The sequence below is a fragment of the Brevundimonas sp. FG8 genome, assembly GCF_057808845.1.
Genome location: NZ_JBMDIU010000007.1, coordinates 123043 through 140173, shown reverse-complemented (window position 1 = coordinate 140173; position 17131 = coordinate 123043). Strand labels below are relative to the sequence as shown.

Here is a 17131-nt window from a genome sequence, read left to right as displayed (position 1 = left end):
CCCTGCGGCCCCGACGACGCCCGCGCCCGCGACGGCCGCCCCCGCCCCCGCCCCTACGCCCACGCCCGACCCCGTCGCGCCGCCGCCTCCGCCCGCCGTCTCGACGGTCACGGTGCTGGACGCCTCGGCCCGCGCGGCCCTGCCGTTCACGGTCGACCTTCCGGCGGGCTTCCAGATCGTCACGGGCCGTCCCGGGCCGGACTTCAGGATCTATACGATCCGTCGCGGCGACCGATCGTTCGTCATGATCTACGCCGGACCGGCCTCGCAGTACCCGATCTATTCGGGCGAGCAGGTCGAGGCGGGCGGGCGCACCAGCGTGGTCTCTACCGAGGACGGTCAGCGCCACGCCGTGGAACATCTGTTCCAGCGCACGTCCGCTCCGAACGAAATCCACATCTGGACCATGACGCTGGACGGCCCTGATCGCGCCTTGGCCGAACAGATCGCCCAGTCGGTCGACGTTCGATAGGCCTTACGCCCGGCGGACCGGCGTGTCGGTCAGGCCCAGCCTGATCCCGCGCGTTCCGGCGAAGACCAGCACCTCCTGACCCGGCGCGGCGGCCCAGCGGCGCAGGGTGGCCTGATAGGGTTCGCGTCGCCAGTCGTGCGGGCGGGCGGCGTCGCATTCGACGATCAGCCGCGCGCCGCCCTGTTCGCTGTGCAGGACGAAGCCCGCCCGCGACGGCTTCCAGTCGTCGTCCAGCGCGTCGGTCAGCAGCCACAGGCAGTTGAACACCCGGCAGTCGTCGGGGCGGTCTCCATAGATGGCGCAGCCCCGCGACTTGCTGAAGTGACGGCACCACCTGCCCGCGGGCTTGTTCAGCGCCGTCACCCCCATCAGCTTGCAGCACAGGCCGCAGTCGCCGCAGGACTTGCTCAAGTCCGTCAGCTCTCCGACCAGACGGCCAGCTCGTTCCCGGCCGGGTCGCGGAAGTGGAAACGGCGGCCGCCGGGGAAGTCGAAGATCGGCTTCACGACCGCGCCGCCCGCCGCAACGACCTTGTTCAGCATGGCGTCGAGGTCGTGGGCGTACAGGACGGGCAGGGGCGTCTTCGTCGCCTCGGCGGAATCGCCGTCGAATCCGCCGTCCAGCCCCTCGTTGAAGGCCGCATACGTCGGGCCGTAGTCCACGAAGGTCCAGCCGAAGGCCGCTCCGTAAAAGGTCTTCACCGTCGGCAGATCGCCGCCGGGCAGTTCGAGATAGTCCAGCTTTCCGTCTTCACGCATGGGGATCGTCCTGTTTCGAGAAAGCCATCCGACCCGTCATTACTGACGGGCCGGTCCGGCGGGCGGAAGAGGGAACCGCGACCCTGAGCCGCTTTTTCCACCGCCCCGCTTGCCAGCCGATGGAATCCGCGCAAACCTGCAAATCGTTCGCAATCGCAAGTCTGCCCGATGATCATACTGATGACAGGACAGACTTCGCTGACCCGCCTCATGCAGGCGGACGCGGCTCCGCGCTCACAGCGCCTCGCGTCGCGACAGGTGCAGGGTCAGGGCGATCAGCGCCAGCAGACCGACGCCGCCGCCCAGCCCCAGCGCGGTGGTCACGCGCCACGGTTCTGAAGCCAGCATGTTCACCGGCATCTGCCAGGGCAGGAAGACGCCCTGTTTGGCCGAGGTGGCGACGACCGCGAAGAAGGTCCCTCCGATCCCGACCACCAGCCCCGGCACGAAGCTGGCGTAGCGCAGGGCGGTCCACAGCTGGACCGCGACCATCAGCAGGCCCGCGCCGAACATCATCGCCATCACCTTGATCCAGCGGGCGATCTCAATTGACCCGGTCGGCTCGACCGCGGGCTTGATCGCCGCCGCCAGCGTCACCGCCAGTATGGTCAGGGCCAGCGTCGCGGCGCTCATCACCGCCACCACGGCCAGCACGCAGATCGCCTTGGCGGCGTAGAGCTTCCAGCGGGGCAGGGGCAGGGCGCGCAGATGGTCCCAGCTCTTGGGCCCATGCTCCATGTGGGCCACCAGCGCGGTCAGGGCCGTCACGCTCATCGGCAGCATGAAGAAGGCCCAGATGCCCGCCGCGCTGCCCAGCCACATCTCCCACGGCATCGGCTTGTCGCCGCGCAACACCATGAAGAAGCCGAAGACGGCGATCAGGGACGGGGCCGCGATGGCCAGCAGGGCGGCCAGCGAGCGGTTCAGCTTGCGGGCTTCGACGGAAAGAACGGTCAGCATCAGGCGGCCTTCTGCCGGGGTTGGGGTTGCGAGACCTCGCGATAGATGCCCTCCAGCGACCGCTCGCGCGGACCAATGGCGAAGACGCTCAATCCGGTCTCGATCAGGGCGCGGTTCAGGGCGGCGGACGCGGCGCGGGCGTCCTCGCCGGGCCTCAGCCGGGCCACCGCCTCGTCCTGCGTCACATCAAGGGTGAAGCCGCGCGCCGTCGCCAGCGCGGCGGCGCGGGTCTGGTCGTCGGTCTGGAACACCACCTCGGGCGCCAGATCGGCCTTCAGCCGGTCCAGTTCGCCCTCCAGCACCAGCTGCCCGTGGCTCAGGATGCCGACGTGGGTGGCGGTCTGCTCGATCTCGCCCAGCAGGTGGCTGGACAGCAGCACCGTCGCCCCGGTCCGCTCGGGCAGGGCGCGCAGGAAGCGGCGCATGTCGGCGATGCCGTCCGGGTCCAGCCCGTTGGTCGGCTCGTCGAGGATCAGCACCGGCGGCGCGCCCAGCATGGCGCGGGCCAGCCCCAGCCGCTGCCGCATGCCCAGCGAATAGTCGCTGACCCGGCGGTGGGCGTCCGCGGTCATCTCGACCACCTCCAGCGCCCGGTCGATCTCGGTCTTCGGCAGGCCCAGCAGGGTGCGGGTCAGATCCAGGTTCTCGCGTCCAGACAGATTGCCATAGAAGCCGTGCGCCTCCAGCAGGGCCCCGACCCGCCGCGCGGCGTCCAGCCGGTTCCTGGCCACGTCGATCCCGTCGATCAGGGCCTGTCCCGACGTCGGGGCGATCAGGCCCAGCAGCATCTTCAGCGTCGTCGTCTTGCCCGCGCCGTTGCGGCCCAGGAAGCCATAGACGGCCTGCGTCGGCACGCTCATCGACACGGTGTCGACGGCGATGTGCCGCTTGAACCTCCGTGTCAGGGCATGGGTCTGGATGGCGGCGGCCATGTCGGCGCTCCCGATTTTGTTTAAGTCGGAATTAAAGTTGCGAAGCTCGTGTCTTTAAGTCAAGATTAAAGACAAGACAGGTTGCCAACCCCGCCGGAGCGCGCCGTGAGCCAGACCGAGACCGACCGCTTTCGCCTGATGTGCCGCCAGTTCAACTGGCTGGCCATCTTCATGGTGTGCAGCGTCGGCCTGCTGCTGCTCCTGATGTATGTGGCCTCGCCCATCGCCTTCATGGCCCGGGGGGAGGCGCGACCGCCGGAGTTCCTGAACCTCTGGCTGGCGCAGGCGATCAAGGACCTGCCGCAGATCTTCTACCTGTTCGCCGTCTGGTCCATCGGCGCGGCCATGGGGCAGTTGGCCAAAGGGCGGCTGATCCAGCCGGTGCTGGCGGGCGCCCTGCGACGGGTCGGTCTGGCGCTCGGCTTCGGCGGCCTGCTCAGCGTGTTCGGCATCACCAACATTTTGCGCCTGATCAATGATGGCGCGGGCGCGTGGCTCTACTTCGATGTCGCCGGCATGACACTCGGCATGATCGGAGGCGCCCTGTTCCTGCTGGGTCGAGTCGTGGAACAGGCGGGCCGGGTTCAGGCCGAACTCGACGAAATGATCTGATGCCCATTCGCGTGACCCTCGACCAGCTGATCATCAGCCGTGGCCTGAAGGCTCGTGATCTGGCGCAACAGGTCGGCCTCAGCGAGACCCAGTTGTCCCTGTTCCGCTCGGGCAAGGTGAAGGGCATCCGCTTCCGCACCCTCGCCAGGCTGTGCGCCGCCCTGAACTGCAAACCCTCTGATCTGCTGGACTACGAATTCGACCTCGCCGACCTGATCGGGGACGAGGAGGAGTAGGGCGCTACACCCACCCCCGCCTTCCCGCCCACCGCAACACCAGCTCCGGCCAGACCGCCGCCGGCTTGCCCGCGATCAGCCGTATCCCGAAGCCATGGCCACCCTCCTGGAACAGGTGCGCCTCGACCGGCACCCCCGCCGACCGGATCACCGGCAGCAGCGACAGGCTGTTCTCCACCGGCACCGCCTCGTCATCCATGGCGTGCAGCAGGAAGACCGGCGGGCGGCCGGTCCAGTCCATCCGCTCCAGCGAATAGCGCGCGATCGCCTCCGCCGAAGGCGTCTCGCCCAGCATCTCCTTGCGGGAGCCCGCGTGAACGAACGGATCGCTCATCGTCGCCACCGGATACAGCAGGATCGACAGGTCGGGCCGCATGGACGCCGTGTCGACCGCATCGACCGGCGCATAGGTCTGATCCGTCCGCGCGGTCAGCATCCCGGCCAGATGCCCGCCCGCCGAGGCGCCCAGCACCGCCACCCGCGCCGGGTCCAGTCCGTCGGCGACCGCCCGGGCCCGCACGATCCTCAGCGCCCGCTGCGCGTCCTGCAACGGCGCGTCCGGCCCGGCCGCCCAGCCGTCGCCCGGCAGGCGATAGCGCAGCACGAAACAGGTGATCCCCGCCGCCGCGAACACCCGCGCGCAGTCCAGCCCCTCCTTGTCCACCACCGCCCACTTGTAGCCCCCGCCCGGGATCAGCAGCAGGCTGGCTCCGTTCGGCCGCTCGGGCCGCAGGACGGTCAGGATCGGATCGGTGGTGTATCGGGCGAACCGGTCATGGAAGGCCGGATCGGTCGAGCGCTCGGTCACGACGGGAGTCACGGTCACCCGCTCTCCACCGGGCGCCGCGCCGGGCCACAGGCGGATCGTCTCAACCGGGTCCGGCGGCGCGAGTGTCTGCGACACCGGTGTCATCGCGAGCTCCGGAAGGGGCGTCGCGGCGGCTGCGGCAAGGCCCAGCGCGCCTCTGCGGGTGATGGTCATGGAAGGAGCCTCCGGAAGAGGGAGGCTAGGGCGGATGAGGGCGAAGGTACAGGCGTTCTCCCTCCCCGTCCGGGGAGGGTGGCTGAGCCGCAGGCGAAGCCGGGTGGGGAGGGCTAAGGCAAGGCAGCGCTTGTATCGCCGAGCCGCCCCCACCCTGTCGTCGCTGCGCGCCGACATCCCTCCCCGGGACGGGGAGGGAGAGGGCTCAGATCACGCCAGCTCCACCGCCATCGCCACGGCCTCGCCGCCGCCGATGCACAGGCTGGCCACGCCCTTTGTCCCGCCGCGCGCCTTCAGCGCCGCCAGCAGGGTCGCCAGCACCCGCGCGCCCGAGGCGCCGATGGGGTGGCCCAGCGCCGTCGCGCCGCCGTTGACGTTCAGCTTGTCGTGCGAAATGCCCAGCTCGCGCATGGCGATCATCGGCACCACGGCGAAGGCCTCGTTGACCTCCCACAGGTCCACGTCCTCGACCGACCAGCCGGCCTTCGCCAGGGCCTTCTGCATGGCGGGCACGGGGGCGGTGGTGAACTTCGCGGGCTCATGGGCGTGGGCGGCCTGACCGACGATGCGGGCCAGCACGGGCAGGCCCATCGCCCTGGCCACGCTCTCGCGCGTCACCACCACGGCGGCCGCGCCGTCCGAGATCGAGGCCGAGGAGGCGGCGGTGATGGTGCCGTCCTTGGCGAAGGCGGGCTTGAGGTTGGGGATTTTCGACGGATCGGCCTTGGCGGGCTGTTCGTCCTCGCTGACCGTCACCGGCCCCTTTCGGGTCTGGACCTCGACCGGAACCACCTCGCCGCCGAAGGCGCCGCCGCTGACCGCCGCATTGGCGCGGCTCAGGCTTTCGATGGCGTAGGCGTCCTGGTCCTCGCGGGTGAACTGGTACTCATTGGCCGTGTCCTGCGCGAAGCTGCCCATCGGCTTGCCCGGCGAATAGGCGTCCTCCAGCCCGTCCATCATCATCGAATCGACGATGACGTCGTGGCCGATCCGGGCGCCGCCGCGGTGCTTGTTCATCAGATACGGGGCGCCGGTCATCGACTCCATGCCGCCCGCCACGATGATGTCGGCCGACCCGGCCTTGATGGCGTCGGCGGCCATCATCACGGCCTGCAGGCCCGAGCCGCACATCTTGTTCACGGTGGTCGCCTCGACGTGCTGGCCGAGGCCCGCGCCGATGGCCGCCTGACGGGCCGGAGCCTGACCCAGACCGGCGGGCAGGACGCAGCCCATGTAGATCTGCTCGACCTTCTCCGGCGCGACGCCCGCGCGCTCGACGGCGGCCTTCACCGCCACGGCGCCCAGCTCGGTGGCCTTCACGCCCGACAGGGCGCCCTGAAAGCCGCCCATGGGCGTGCGGGCGAAGGAACAGATGACGACGGGATCGGACATCAAGAGCATCCTCTAAAAAAACTGACGAGGGCTAGATCGGCGCTTTCGTCGCTGGACGCAAGCCCGGTCGCTAGCCTTCGGACGGCGTCGCCCCATTCGGGATGGGGGGCAGCCAGTCGGGGCGGCGCACCCGTACAGCACGCCCGTCCACGGTCAACTCTCCGTCCAGCCGGTCGACCCGCACCAAGGCCATGGCCACGCCGTCGCGCCCGCTCAGCACCTCGCCCGCGCGCAGGTCGCCGTTCAGGATTTCCGCCCCGAACGCCGGGGCCGGGCCGTCGAATTCCAGCGGCATCATCCGGTTCCTGATCGTGCCCCGGCGCTTCATGCGCGAGGTCGTCTCCTGACCGATGAAACAACCCTTCTGGAAGTCGATGCCGTTCAGCAGGTCGAAATTGGCCTCGATCGGATAGGTCTTGTCGGCGGGCGCATCCGCCGTCGGATCGGGGGCGCCCACGGTCAGCCGGTGGGCCTGCCAGTCGTCTTCGGTCGCATTTGTCTCGACCTCGCCGCCATAGCGCCGCCCGCCCAGCGCGGGCTCGCGCGGATCGACCGCGAAGCCCTCGACGGCGCCGTTCCAGCCGACGAGGACCGGGCGCTCATCCGCCTCGACGGCGACACTGGCGCGTAGCTTGTACATCGACAGTCGCTGGATCAGCGCGTCCCGCCGCTCCGCCGCCACATCCAGCAGCACATCATCGGCCTCGCCAAAAATGAACAGGTCGAACAGCAGCCGCCCGGGCGGGGAGAGCAGGGCGCCGAACCGCAGTTGGCCCTCGCTGATCGTCTCCACGTCCTGCGTCAGCAGATTGTGCAGGAAGGGCTTGGCGTCCGGGCCGCTCACCCGGATCAGGGCGCGGGAAGTCAGGCGGGCGATGCGCGTGGTCATGGAAGGCTAGATAGGGCGTTCCCTCTCCCGATGGGAGAGGGCTACGCCTGCCCCACCGCATACCGCGCCAGCACCCCGTCCGGCTGCCAGTCGTGCTCCTCCAGCCGATCCAGCGACCGCACCACCCGTCCGACGAAGCCTTCAAAATCCCCCGCCTCCACCGCCGGCCGCAGCCATTCGGTCACCACCGCCCGCGCCGGGAAGAAGCCCACCGGCCCCGGCACGCTCAGCGCCAACTCGATCCCCTCGGCCAGCCAGCCGGCGACCACGGCGAAGAAGTCCTCCGACGCCAGAAACTCCGACCTGCGGATGACGAAGAGGGTGATCACCCCCTCGTCGATGCCGTCAGGCCGCACGATCACCCCGCTGCGGTCCGGGCGCCAGTCGTCGTCCAGTTCGATGACCCGCCACAGGCAGAACCAGATCCGGCAGGTCTGCGGCCGGATGGCGTGCACGCTGCATCCCGCGCCGTTGACGCAATAGCCGCACAGCTCGCCTGTCGGTTTGGCCAATTCAGGCAGGTCCAGCGGGATCACCCGGCAGCACTCGACGCAACCGCCGCACTCGCGACCGGGCAGAAGGGGAAGGCTCATCCTACAGGCACGTCCCCCAGGTCGGCCTGCCGGGGCGAGCCGTGATGCCGTCGATATAGCTCCGCAGTTCCTCGACAGGCATCCGGGTCATGGCCTCGATCAGGCCCTCGTCCGCATTGGCCCGACAGATTTCCGCCTCGGGACGTCCGACGTTCGCCTGCTCCCGTTTGAATTGGTCGAACTGGTCCTGCGTGATCTCCGAGTTCGCCCGGACATAGGCGTCCAGCCGCTCGACCGACCGCTTCAGCTCGGCCTTCATCCCGGGGCTGACGTCCGACGGGCAGCGCTCCACCACATCCGACGCGAAGCTGTAGATCGCCCAGGCGCAGATCACCCCTTCGCCCGGCGGCGTCTCGCGACGGATCTGAACCGGTGCGCTGCCGAAAGCGGTCAGTCCGGTCGCGGCGATGAGGGACAGGGTGATCAGGCTCAGGCGGCGGCGCATGGGTCTCTCCCGTTTCGTCCACACGAACCTACGCGTTCGCATCCGGAAAGCCATCATGTCCCGATGACGTGACGAGAATCCCTGTACAAACGCGTCATGGCGGGCCGTTTCCCCATTCTCTACATCGCCGAGGCCGGCGCGGAAGACGCCGTGATGTCGAGCGGCGTCCTGGCGTACCTTGTCGACGCCATGCCGCAGGCGACCTTCACCGTCGTCGGCTCGCCGCAGAGCGCGCCCCTGTTCGCCGACACCCCGCGCCTCGACAGGCTGATCGTGCTGGAGCGCGAGAAGCGGCTCGACTGGCTGGGTCTGTGGAACCAGGTCCGGGCGATCAAGTGGGGGCTGGTCGTCGACATGCGCGGCACCACCTTCTCGGGCAAGCTCAGCCGTCAGAAGCGCGCCGTGCGCGGCAAGGACGAGGCGGGCTTCCACAAGGTCGAACTGGCCGCCCGCGTCCTGCATCTGGACGAGACGCCACCGCCGCGCCTGTTCGTCTCCGACGCCACCCGCGCCTCCATCGACGCCCTGCTGCCGAATGAGGATGCGCCCCTGCTGGTCATCGCGCCGGGCGCCGAATGGATGGGCCGCGAGTGGCCGTCCGAACGCTATGCGACCCTGGCCGCGACCCTGACCAATGACGGCCCGCTGGCCGGCGCCCGCGTGGTGGTCATCGGCGCCGAGGCTGACAAGGACGCGGGCCACACCATCCGCCTCGCCATGCCGCGCAACCGCACCACCGAACTGCCGGGTCGGCTGACGCCCCTGCAGGCCGTGGCCGTGCTGGAGCGGGCGGCGCTGTATCTGGGCGGCGACTCGCTGTGGACCCAGCTGGCCGTGGCGGCGGGCGCGCCGGTCGTGGCCGCCTATGGCCCCTCGGACGAGACCGTGCGCGGGCCGTGGGGCGGCGTGGTCGTGCGCGGCCCCCGTTCGGTCGATGAGTTCCGCAAGATCGACCCCGGCCTCAACCAGGCCATCCTGCACATGAACGAGGTCCCTGCGGAGCGCGTGCTGAAGGCGGCGAAGAAGCTGCTGGCGGAGCGGGGGTAGCGCTTCCCCTTGTTGCTATCGTCATCCCGGGGTTCGCTACGGTCGCCGGAGGATGACGAAAGGCAGAGGGGTTCAAGCGCACACGTCCAATTCTGACGCACCCACCTGATACCCTGCTGCCTACTGCCTACTGCCCCCGCCGATAGACGGCGTAGACGGCATAGACGGTGTATTTCACGCGTCTCCACCGTCTCGTCCGTCTCACACCAATTACACTCTTCACACCCTGTTTTTTCGCCCCCGCCCCCTGCCTTTCACCGCCTTTGCGACTATTCAGAGCGCCCATGACCTATGACCTGATCGTTCGAGGCGGCGAAGTCGCCAATCACGCCGGACGCTGCCTCGCCGATGTCGGCATCATTGACGGCAAGATCGCCTTCATCGGCGACCTGTCGCAGGCCTCGGCGGGCGAGGTGTTCGACGCCACGGGGCTGACGGTCCTGCCGGGCGTCATCGACACCCAGGTCCACTTCCGCGAACCAGGCCTCGAGTGGAAGGAAGATCTGGAGACGGGCTCCCGCGCCGCGGCGCTGGGCGGCGTCACCGCCGTGTTCGAGATGCCGAACACCGAGCCGAACACCACCGATCCGGTCACGCTGGAGGACAAGCTGGCCCGCGCCCGCGACCGCATGTGGACCGACCACGCCTTCTACATCGGCGGCACCCACGAGAACGCGCGCTTCCTCGGTGATCTGGAGCGCCTGCCGGGCTGCTGCGGGGTCAAGGTCTTCATGGGCGCATCGACCGGAACGCTTCTGGTGGCCGACGACGACGGCGTGCGCGAGGTGCTGCGCCACGTGAAGCGCCGCGCCACCTTCCACTCCGAGGATGAGTACCGTCTGGTCGAGCGGCGCCCGCTGGCCCGCACCGGCGACTGGACCAGCCACCCGGAGGTTCGCGACCCCGAGAGCGCCATCATGTCCACCCGCCGTCTGGTCGGGCTGGCGAAGGAGACCGGCGCCCGCATCCACGTGCTGCACGTCACCACGGCGGAAGAGATCGAATTCCTGGCCCATCACAAGGATGTGGCGACCGTCGAGCTGACGCCCCAGCACCTGACGCTGGACGGGGACGAGGCCTATGATCGCCTCAAGGGTCTGGCCCAGATGAACCCGCCGATCCGCAACAACTACCACATCGCCGGCCTGTGGCGCGGGATCGAGCAGGGCATCGCCGACGTGCTGGGCTCGGACCACGCCCCGCACACGCTGGAGGAAAAGGCCCGTCCGTATCCGGCCTCGCCCTCGGGTATGCCCGGTGTCCAGACGCTGGTTCCGGTCATGTTGACCCACGTCGCCAACGGGCGCCTGACGCTGGACCGCTTCATCGACCTGACCAGCCATGGCGCGAACCGCGTCTTCGGCATCGCCGGCAAGGGTCGCATGGCCGAGGGCTATGACGCCGACCTGACCATCGTGGACCTGAAGAAGAAGCATGTGCTGAAGCACGAGGACATGGCCACCCGCTCGGGCTGGACCCCCTTCGACGGCTTCGAGGCCACCGGTCAGGCCATGGCCACCATCGTTCGCGGCCGTGTCGTCATGCGCGACGGCGAGTTGCAGGGGACCGCCCACGGCCGCCCCGTCCGCTTCCAGGAGACCCTCGCCTGATGAAACTCGAAGAACAGATCGTCCTCGTCACCGGCGGGGCGCGCGGCGTCGGCGCCGCCGTGATCCGCGCCTTCGCCCGTGAAGGCGCGCGCGTGGTCATCAATTTCCGCGCCAGCGAGGACGCCGCCCGCGAGCTGGTGGACGAGTTCCCCGAGCAGGCCGTCGCCTTCCGCGCCGACGTCACCGACCGCGAGGCGGTGCACGAGATGGTGGCCCTGGCCGAGGATGTGTTCGGCGCGCCGGTCACCACCGTGGTCAACAATGCGCTGGACTACAGCTTCAACGGCGAGGCCCGGTCCAAGCTGAACGACATCGAGTGGTCCGAGATCGAGGATCAGTTCGCCACCGTCGTGCGCGGCGCCCTGAACGTCATTCAGGCCACGGCGCCGGGCATGGCCGCCAACGGCTTCGGCCGGGTCATCAACATCGGCACCAACCTGTTCCAGAACCCGGTGGTGCCCTACCACGACTACACCGCCGCCAAGGCCGCCCTGCTCAGCCTGACCCGCACGGCGGCGGGCGACCTCGGCCCGCAAGGCATCACGGTCAACATGGTCTCGGGCGGCCTGCTGCGGACCACCGACGCCAGCAAGGCCACCCCGGACGCCGTCTTCGACCTGATCGCCGGCATGACCCCGTTGCGCGCGGTCACGACGCCGGAGGAGTTCGCCGACGCGGTCCTGTTCTTCGCCTCGCCCTGGAGCCGGGCTGTGACGGGGCAGAACCTCGTGGTCGACGGCGGGCTGGTGCGGGACTAGGCCGCCCGCGCCATCGTCTGCGAACCGCTCCCTGTGATCCGGAAGCGCTGCATCAGCGCGGCCAGTTGTTCGGCCTCCTGGCTCAGGGCCTGATTGGCGGCGGTGGTCTGTTCGACCATGGCGGCGTTTTGCTGGGTGGTCTGGTCCATCTGGTTGACGGCGGTGTTGACCTCGACCAGCCCGACGGCCTGTTCATTGGCCGAGGCGGCGATCTCGCCGGCCAGCGCGTTGATCTTCGCCACCTGCCCGATCAGGGCGGTCAGGGCGCCGCCCGTCTGCGAGACCAGACGCGCGCCTTCGCCGACGCTGGCGCTGGAGGCGGCGATCAGCTCCTTGATCTCCTTGGCGGCGTCCGCCGAGCGCTGGGCCAGCGCCCGCACTTCCGAGGCGACCACCGCGAAGCCGCGGCCGGCTTCACCGGCGCGGGCGGCCTCGACCCCGGCGTTCAGGGCCAGCAGGTTGGTCTGGAAGGCGATCTCGTCGATGACGCCGATGATCTCGCCGATCCGGCCCGAGGTGCTCTCGATCTGCTCCATGGCGGCGGTGGTGTCAGCGATGATCCGCTCGCGCTCGACGCCGCCCTTCTGGGCCTCGTCGGTGATGTCGGCGGCGGCGCGGGCACCCTGGGCGGTCTTCTTCACGGTGACGGTGATCTGGTCCAGCGCGGCGGCGGTCTCCTCCAGCGCGGCGGCCTGACGCTCGGTGCGGCGCGACAGGTCGTCGGTGGCGTTGCTGACCTCCGCGGTGCCCGAGCGCATGGCGCCGGTCAGGACGATGATCTCGCCCATCGTCTCCGACAGGGCGTCCATGGCGGCGTTGTAGTCGTCCTTCAGCTGGCGGCTGCGTTCGGCGAAGGTCGCCTCGATGCGGTGGGTGAGGTCGCCCTGCGCCAGCGCCGACAGGCCCTTGCCCAGAGCGTCGACGACCACGGCGTCTTCCTCGGCCAGACGGGCGCGCTCGGCTTCGGAGGCGATGCGGGACTGGCGGGCGGTCTCGCGCATGCCTTCGGCCTCGCCCTCGACCTCCCGCTGGCGGATGGCGGCGTCGCGGAAGGCCAGAACGGCGCGGGCGATCTGGCCGATGTCGTCGCCGCGCGACGCCCAGGGCGCCTCGAAGGCGGTGTCGCCCTGACGCAGGCGCTCCATCCGGTCGCAAAGGGCCCGCAGCGGCGAGAACATCCTGCGCGACATCAGCAGGGCGCCGCCCAGCACCAGCAGGGCCACGACCACCCCGCCGATGACCATGGCGATGATCGCCTGATGGACGTGGGCCATGAAGTCGGCCTTGGGCACGCCGACATACAACACGCCGATGGTCTGGCCCGCCGCGTTCTTGATCGGGTCGTAGGCCACGAAATAGGGCTTGCCCAGGATGTCGGCGGTCCCGCGATAGGTCTTGCCGTCGCGCAGGACGACGTCGTGCACGGGGCCGGCCTTCAGCCGCGTGCCCACGGCCCGCTCGCCGTCTTCCTTGATGACGTTGGTGGTCACCCGCATGTCGCCCATGAAGACCGTCGCGGTGCCGCCGACCAGGGTCTTGATCCGGTCCACCGGCTCGGTGAAGCCGTTCAACGGCGTCTCGCCCGCCATCAGGGTGTCGCCCTGAACGCTGAAGCCGTCGCCGTAGTCGCCCAGCACCTCCCAGGCGACGCGCATGTTGGTCTCCTGCCGCTCGGCCGCGCTCTCGGTGGCGTCCATCGTCAGCAGCACCGCGGCGACGCCGACCAGCGCACAGGTCAGCAGACCCAGTGCGGCGATGACCATCAGGGCCGTCTTGGCGGACAGCGAGAGAGCTTTGAGCTTCATGTCGGACCTCGAAACGGACCCACGGAGGGGCGCCTGGATCCCGTGAAGCATGGCAAGGCTGAGCGTCTGGTTCACAGGCGTTTACGGTAAATCACGTAACGCGGTAATCCGTCGCAGGGCGTTGAATCAGATCGAGAAGCTGACGCCACAACCACAGCTTGAGGCGGCGTTCGGGTTCCTGACGACGAACTGCGCCCCCGCCAGCTCATCGACGAAGGCGATCTCCGAACCCTTGAGGAAGGGCAGGGAGACGGTGTCGATCACGGCGACCTGACCGTCGGCCTCGATGCGGATGTCGTCGGGCTCGCCCGCCTCGATCAGCTCGAACCGGTACTGGAAGCCCGAGCAGCCGCCGCCGTCCACGGCCACGCGCAGCAGCACGGGACGCCCCTCGATCTCGCCCAGTTTCGCCAGTCGCCGGGCGGCGCTCTCGGACAGCGTCAGACCATGCCCGCCGGTCGGGGCGGAGATCGTGAAGGCGGGGCTGGATTGGACGGTGCTCACAAGGGCCTATATGAGGCGCGCACGGGCGTTCGCAAAGGCCCGTCCTCGCGAATGAGCAGTTCAACTTGATCCCTGACCGCGCGCCCTACGCCGAATATCCCGAGCACAGCCGCGGCCGGCTGTCGCCCGAGCCCATCAGCCGCACCCGAAACGCCTTCGCCCGCGACCGCGACCGGATCATCCACGCGACGGCCTTCCGGCGACTGAAGGAGAAGACCCAGGTCTTCGTGGCGCATGAGGGCGACCACTATCGCACCCGCCTGACGCACAGCCTCGAGGTGGCGCAGATCGCCCGCTCTCTGGCCCACGCCCTGCGGCTGGACACCGACCTGGCCGAGACGGTGGCGCTGGCCCACGATCTGGGCCATCCGCCCTTCGGCCACGCGGGCGAGGATGAGCTGCAGGCCTGCATGTCGGACTGGGGCGGGTTCGACCACAACGTCCAGACCTTCCGCGTCGTGACCAAGCTGGAGAGCCGCTATCCGCAGTTCGACGGCCTCAACCTGAGCTGGGAGACGGTCGAGGGCGTCGTCAAACACAACGGCCCCGTCAGCCACCGGCTGGACGAGCCCGCCTGGAAGGCCATCGCCGAGTATGCGCCCGGCTGGGACCTGCGGCTGGACAGCTTCGCCTCGCTGGAGGCGCAGGCCGCCGCCATCGCCGATGACATCGCCTACAATAACCACGACGTTGATGACGGGGTGCAGGCGGGCCTGTTCTCGCTGGCCGACCTGATGGACGTGCCCCTGATCGGTCCGGTGCTGCACGGCGTTCGTGCTGACTGGCCGGACATCGACGAGCGTATGGTGCGGATCGAGGCCGTGCGCCGGATGATCGGCGTCATGGTCGAGGACGTGCTGGCCGAAACCGGGCGGCGGCTGGAGGCCGACAATATCCGCTCGACCGAGGATGTGCGCACCGCCTCGCGGACGCTGGTCGCCTTCTCGCCGGCCATGCTGGCGGATCTCGGGGTGCTGAGGAAGTTCCTGTTCGAGCGGATGTACCGCCACTATCGGGTCAACCGGACCCGCAGTCAGGCGCGGCGTATTCTGGCCGAGATGTTCCAGCTGTTCATGACCGAACCCGAGACCATGCCGCCGGAATGGTCGAAGCCCGCCCGCGACGGCGACGACGTGAAGCGCGCCCGCGCGGTCTGCGACTACATCGCCGGAATGACGGACCGTTACGCCATCGAGGAACACAGGAAGCTGTTCAGCCTCGACCTCGCGCTGGATCTGTGATTCGTAAGCCTCGCTGGGACGGGTAAGCTATCGGGCCGACGCGGGCGATTCGCGGGCGGCGAAAAGTCCTGAGGCGCGGTCATGTCCCACGAAGATCCCTATCGTCCGAACCCGGGTCGCGACCGCGGCGCCTACACGCCTCCGACCGAGGATGATCTGCCGTTCGACCGCGCCGGCTATGATCCGCGCCGTGGCCCGGGCGGTCCGGCCGGCGGTGGCGGCGGCAAGGCGCCGCCCCTGACCCTGATCATCAGCGTCGTGGTCCTGCTGGCGATCATCGTCGCTGTGCTGGTCATGAAGCCGTGGGAGTCGGCCAGCCCCGACAAGGCCCCGCCCGCTGTCGGCACGCCGGTCGGCGACATCAAGGTCGAGCCGCCGGTCGACGCCCAGCCGGTCGATCCGGAAGCGGGCATCGACGTCTATTCCGCCGGTGAGCCCACGACCACGCCGCCGACCTTCGTGCCGCCGCCGGAGACCGTCCAGCCGCGTCCGCAGCCGCAGCCTGAAGCGGCCCCGCCGCCCGTGCGTCCGGCCCTGCCTCCGGCCAAGGCCGAACCCGCCGCGCCGCCGCCCGCCGCCGGTGGAACCTCGGGCGTCCAGATCGGCGCCTTCTCGACCCCGGCCATCGCCGAAAGCCAGTACAACCAGATCGTGGGCCGCTATCCCTCGCTGACCCGTGGCGGCAGCCGCCGGGTGCAGGAAGTGACCTCGTCCTCGGGCTCGACCCTGTACCGCACCACCGTCACCGGCCTGAGCCGTGAACAGGCCACCGGCCTGTGCACCGCCATCAAGTCGGCGGGCGGCGACTGCATCGTGCGCTGATCGCCCGTGACCTCGGCGGCGATCTACGGCTGTGGCGGCCATCGACTGACGGCGGAGGAGAAGGCCTTCTTCTCCGACGCCCGGCCGTGGGGCTTCATCCTGTTCCGCCGCAACGTGGACAGCCCCGATCAGCTGCGCGCCCTCACCGACGAGCTGCGCGACTGCATCGGCGGGGACGCCAATACTCCGATCCTGATCGATCAGGAGGGCGGGCGGGTCCAGCGGATGGGGCCGCCGCACTGGCCGAAGTACCCGCCGGGCGACGCCTATCTGAAGGCGACCAACGATCCGCTGGCGGCGCGTGAGCTGGCCCGTCTCGGCGCGCGCCTGATGGCCCATGAACTGAAGGCTGTCGGCATCAACATCGACTGCGCGCCGGTGCTGGATGTGCCGGTGCCGGGCGCCCACGACATCATCGGCGACCGCGCCTATGCCCGCGAGCCGGCGCTGGTGGCCCAATTAGGCCGCGCGGCGGCGGAAGGGCTTCTGGCGGGCGGCGTCCTGCCGGTCATCAAGCACATGCCCGGCCACGGCCGCGCCTTCGCCGATACCCACAAGGAACTGCCGACGGTCCACGCCGACCTGGAGACGCTGGACGCCTGGGACTTCGCGCCCTTCAAGGCCCTGTCCGACATGCCCATCGGCATGACGGCCCACATCATCTTCACCGCCATCGACCGGAAGCATCCGGCGACCCAGTCCAAGAAGGCCATCCGGATGATCCGCGAGCGGCTGGGCTTCAACGGCCTGCTGCTGTCTGACGATCTGGTCATGAACGCCCTGTCAGGCGACCTGACCGAGCGGGCGCAGAAGTCGCTGAAGGCCGGGTGCGATCTGGTGATCCACTGGAACGGGGTGCTGGACGAGATGCGTCAGGTGGCAGAGGGGACCGGCAAGCTGAAGGGCGGGGCCAAGCGCCGCGCCGATGCGGCGCTGGCCCGGATCGTCCATACGCCCGAGCCGCTGGACTACCGCGAGGCCCGCGACCGCTTCGATGCGATGCTGGCGGGGCGGCTGGATGCGGCCAAGGGGCCGGATGTGGCGGAGGCGTAGCCATGACCACAAGCAGCGCG

General features: G+C 69.4%; 20 protein-coding genes. 9 read left to right on the top strand and 11 right to left on the bottom strand.

Features of this window, described 5'->3' with window-relative positions; all coding sequences use genetic code 11:
- A partial coding sequence (locus ACODRV_RS13070) for a hypothetical protein (RefSeq protein ID WP_488908606.1) occupies positions 1 to 472 on the top strand: 472 nt, incomplete at its 5' end.
- A gap of 3 nt (positions 473 to 475) precedes the next feature.
- Here the strand turns inward: ACODRV_RS13070 and ACODRV_RS13065 are convergent.
- The 4 genes from ACODRV_RS13065 to ACODRV_RS13050 all read right to left on the bottom strand — a co-directional run bounded on the left by ACODRV_RS13065 (position 476) and on the right by ACODRV_RS13050 (position 3122).
- Positions 476 to 883, bottom strand: coding sequence for a YkgJ family cysteine cluster protein (locus tag ACODRV_RS13065; protein ID WP_240811640.1), 408 nt, complete (start codon positions 881 to 883; stop codon positions 476 to 478).
- A gap of 5 nt (positions 884 to 888) precedes the next feature.
- Positions 889 to 1230, bottom strand: a complete 342-nt coding sequence (locus ACODRV_RS13060; RefSeq protein ID WP_141627405.1) for a VOC family protein — start codon at positions 1228 to 1230, stop codon at positions 889 to 891.
- A gap of 234 nt (positions 1231 to 1464) precedes the next feature.
- The gene (locus tag ACODRV_RS13055) at positions 1465 to 2190 is read right to left on the bottom strand and encodes an ABC transporter permease (RefSeq protein ID WP_488908605.1); all 726 of its coding nucleotides are present in this window, start codon (positions 2188 to 2190) and stop codon (positions 1465 to 1467) included.
- Entirely contained in the window at positions 2190 to 3122 is a 933-nt protein-coding gene (locus ACODRV_RS13050) for an ABC transporter ATP-binding protein (RefSeq protein ID WP_488908604.1), read from the bottom strand. Before ACODRV_RS13050 ends, ACODRV_RS13055 begins: the two co-directional genes overlap by 1 nt.
- 105 nt (positions 3123 to 3227) lie before the next feature.
- Between ACODRV_RS13050 and ACODRV_RS13045 the strand changes: the two genes are divergently transcribed.
- The gene (locus ACODRV_RS13045; protein WP_168196852.1) at positions 3228 to 3734 is read left to right on the top strand and encodes a DUF2975 domain-containing protein; all 507 of its coding nucleotides are present in this window, start codon (positions 3228 to 3230) and stop codon (positions 3732 to 3734) included.
- The gene (locus ACODRV_RS13040; protein WP_141627402.1) at positions 3734 to 3970 is read left to right on the top strand and encodes a helix-turn-helix domain-containing protein; all 237 of its coding nucleotides are present in this window, start codon (positions 3734 to 3736) and stop codon (positions 3968 to 3970) included. The genes ACODRV_RS13045 and ACODRV_RS13040 overlap by 1 nt, the downstream gene beginning before the upstream one ends.
- Before the next feature lie 4 nt (positions 3971 to 3974).
- Here ACODRV_RS13040 and ACODRV_RS13035 read toward each other — a convergent pair whose 3' ends face one another.
- From ACODRV_RS13035 to ACODRV_RS13015, 5 genes are all read right to left on the bottom strand, one after another.
- Positions 3975 to 4952 carry an alpha/beta hydrolase gene (locus tag ACODRV_RS13035; protein WP_488908603.1) on the bottom strand — a complete coding sequence of 326 codons (978 nt, stop codon included), beginning with the start codon at positions 4950 to 4952 and terminating at the stop codon, positions 3975 to 3977.
- 210 nt (positions 4953 to 5162) lie between these two features.
- Positions 5163 to 6353, bottom strand: a complete 1191-nt coding sequence (locus tag ACODRV_RS13030) for a thiolase family protein (RefSeq protein ID WP_488908602.1) — start codon at positions 6351 to 6353, stop codon at positions 5163 to 5165.
- Positions 6354 to 6414: 61 nt separating this feature from the next.
- Positions 6415 to 7233 carry a CAF17-like 4Fe-4S cluster assembly/insertion protein YgfZ gene (gene ygfZ / locus ACODRV_RS13025; protein WP_488908601.1) on the bottom strand — a complete coding sequence of 273 codons (819 nt, stop codon included), beginning with the start codon at positions 7231 to 7233 and terminating at the stop codon, positions 6415 to 6417.
- Between the two features lie 41 nt (positions 7234 to 7274).
- Complete coding sequence (locus ACODRV_RS13020; RefSeq protein ID WP_488908600.1) at positions 7275 to 7826, bottom strand: CxxCxxCC domain-containing protein; 552 nt, start codon at positions 7824 to 7826, stop codon at positions 7275 to 7277.
- Between the two features lies 1 nt (position 7827).
- On the bottom strand, positions 7828 to 8271 hold the full coding sequence (locus ACODRV_RS13015; RefSeq protein WP_141627397.1) for a hypothetical protein: 444 nt from the start codon (positions 8269 to 8271) through the stop codon (positions 7828 to 7830).
- A 96-nt stretch (positions 8272 to 8367) separates the two neighbouring features.
- On the opposite strand from ACODRV_RS13015, the gene ACODRV_RS13010 reads away from it, so the two are divergent.
- From ACODRV_RS13010 to ACODRV_RS13000, 3 genes are all read left to right on the top strand, one after another.
- Positions 8368 to 9318, top strand: a complete 951-nt coding sequence (locus ACODRV_RS13010) for a glycosyltransferase family 9 protein (RefSeq protein WP_488908599.1) — start codon at positions 8368 to 8370, stop codon at positions 9316 to 9318.
- Positions 9319 to 9602: 284 nt separating this feature from the next.
- Positions 9603 to 10928 (top strand): dihydroorotase, encoded by a 1326-nt coding sequence (locus ACODRV_RS13005; RefSeq protein ID WP_488908598.1) that lies wholly within the window; start codon positions 9603 to 9605, stop codon positions 10926 to 10928.
- Positions 10928 to 11686: a 3-oxoacyl-ACP reductase gene (locus ACODRV_RS13000; protein WP_488908597.1), complete on the top strand. Its 759-nt coding sequence runs from the start codon at positions 10928 to 10930 to the stop codon at positions 11684 to 11686. Before ACODRV_RS13005 ends, ACODRV_RS13000 begins: the two co-directional genes overlap by 1 nt.
- Here the strand turns inward: ACODRV_RS13000 and ACODRV_RS12995 are convergent.
- Both ACODRV_RS12995 and ACODRV_RS12990 read right to left on the bottom strand, forming a co-directional pair.
- Positions 11683 to 13491, bottom strand: a complete 1809-nt coding sequence (locus tag ACODRV_RS12995; RefSeq protein ID WP_488908596.1) for a methyl-accepting chemotaxis protein — start codon at positions 13489 to 13491, stop codon at positions 11683 to 11685. The genes ACODRV_RS13000 and ACODRV_RS12995 overlap by 4 nt on opposite strands.
- A gap of 126 nt (positions 13492 to 13617) precedes the next feature.
- On the bottom strand, positions 13618 to 13995 hold the full coding sequence (locus ACODRV_RS12990) for a HesB/IscA family protein (protein WP_488908595.1): 378 nt from the start codon (positions 13993 to 13995) through the stop codon (positions 13618 to 13620).
- Positions 13996 to 14060: 65 nt separating this feature from the next.
- On the opposite strand from ACODRV_RS12990, the gene ACODRV_RS12985 reads away from it, so the two are divergent.
- The 3 genes from ACODRV_RS12985 (at position 14061) to nagZ (ending at position 17111) form a co-directional block, all read left to right on the top strand.
- Positions 14061 to 15236 carry a deoxyguanosinetriphosphate triphosphohydrolase gene (locus ACODRV_RS12985; protein ID WP_488908594.1) on the top strand — a complete coding sequence of 392 codons (1176 nt, stop codon included), beginning with the start codon at positions 14061 to 14063 and terminating at the stop codon, positions 15234 to 15236.
- An 81-nt stretch (positions 15237 to 15317) separates the two neighbouring features.
- On the top strand, positions 15318 to 16058 hold the full coding sequence (locus ACODRV_RS12980) for an SPOR domain-containing protein (RefSeq protein WP_488908593.1): 741 nt from the start codon (positions 15318 to 15320) through the stop codon (positions 16056 to 16058).
- 6 nt (positions 16059 to 16064) lie between these two features.
- The gene (nagZ, locus tag ACODRV_RS12975) at positions 16065 to 17111 is read left to right on the top strand and encodes a beta-N-acetylhexosaminidase (protein ID WP_488908592.1); all 1047 of its coding nucleotides are present in this window, start codon (positions 16065 to 16067) and stop codon (positions 17109 to 17111) included.
- The last annotated feature ends 20 nt before the right edge of the window (positions 17112 to 17131 follow it).

Excerpts from the sequence above, each read along its gene's own strand:
- ACODRV_RS13060 (WP_141627405.1), bottom strand. The coding sequence starts at position 1,230 with ATGCGTGAAGACGGAAAGCTGGACTATCTCGAACTGCCCGGCGGCGAT.
- ACODRV_RS13055 (WP_488908605.1), bottom strand. The coding sequence starts at position 2,190 with ATGCTGACCGTTCTTTCCGTCGAAGCCCGCAAGCTGAACCGCTCGCTG.
- ACODRV_RS13050 (WP_488908604.1), bottom strand. The coding sequence starts at position 3,122 with ATGGCCGCCGCCATCCAGACCCATGCCCTGACACGGAGGTTCAAGCGG.
- ACODRV_RS13040 (WP_141627402.1), top strand. The coding sequence starts at position 3,734 with ATGCCCATTCGCGTGACCCTCGACCAGCTGATCATCAGCCGTGGCCTG.
- ACODRV_RS13035 (WP_488908603.1), bottom strand. The coding sequence starts at position 4,952 with ATGACCATCACCCGCAGAGGCGCGCTGGGCCTTGCCGCAGCCGCCGCG.
- ACODRV_RS13030 (WP_488908602.1), bottom strand. The coding sequence starts at position 6,353 with ATGCTCTTGATGTCCGATCCCGTCGTCATCTGTTCCTTCGCCCGCACG.
- ygfZ (WP_488908601.1), bottom strand. The coding sequence starts at position 7,233 with ATGACCACGCGCATCGCCCGCCTGACTTCCCGCGCCCTGATCCGGGTG.
- ACODRV_RS13020 (WP_488908600.1), bottom strand. The coding sequence starts at position 7,826 with ATGAGCCTTCCCCTTCTGCCCGGTCGCGAGTGCGGCGGTTGCGTCGAG.
- ACODRV_RS13015 (WP_141627397.1), bottom strand. The coding sequence starts at position 8,271 with ATGCGCCGCCGCCTGAGCCTGATCACCCTGTCCCTCATCGCCGCGACC.
- ACODRV_RS13010 (WP_488908599.1), top strand. The coding sequence starts at position 8,368 with ATGGCGGGCCGTTTCCCCATTCTCTACATCGCCGAGGCCGGCGCGGAA.
- ACODRV_RS13005 (WP_488908598.1), top strand. The coding sequence starts at position 9,603 with ATGACCTATGACCTGATCGTTCGAGGCGGCGAAGTCGCCAATCACGCC.
- ACODRV_RS13000 (WP_488908597.1), top strand. The coding sequence starts at position 10,928 with ATGAAACTCGAAGAACAGATCGTCCTCGTCACCGGCGGGGCGCGCGGC.
- ACODRV_RS12995 (WP_488908596.1), bottom strand. The coding sequence starts at position 13,491 with ATGAAGCTCAAAGCTCTCTCGCTGTCCGCCAAGACGGCCCTGATGGTC.
- ACODRV_RS12980 (WP_488908593.1), top strand. The coding sequence starts at position 15,318 with ATGTCCCACGAAGATCCCTATCGTCCGAACCCGGGTCGCGACCGCGGC.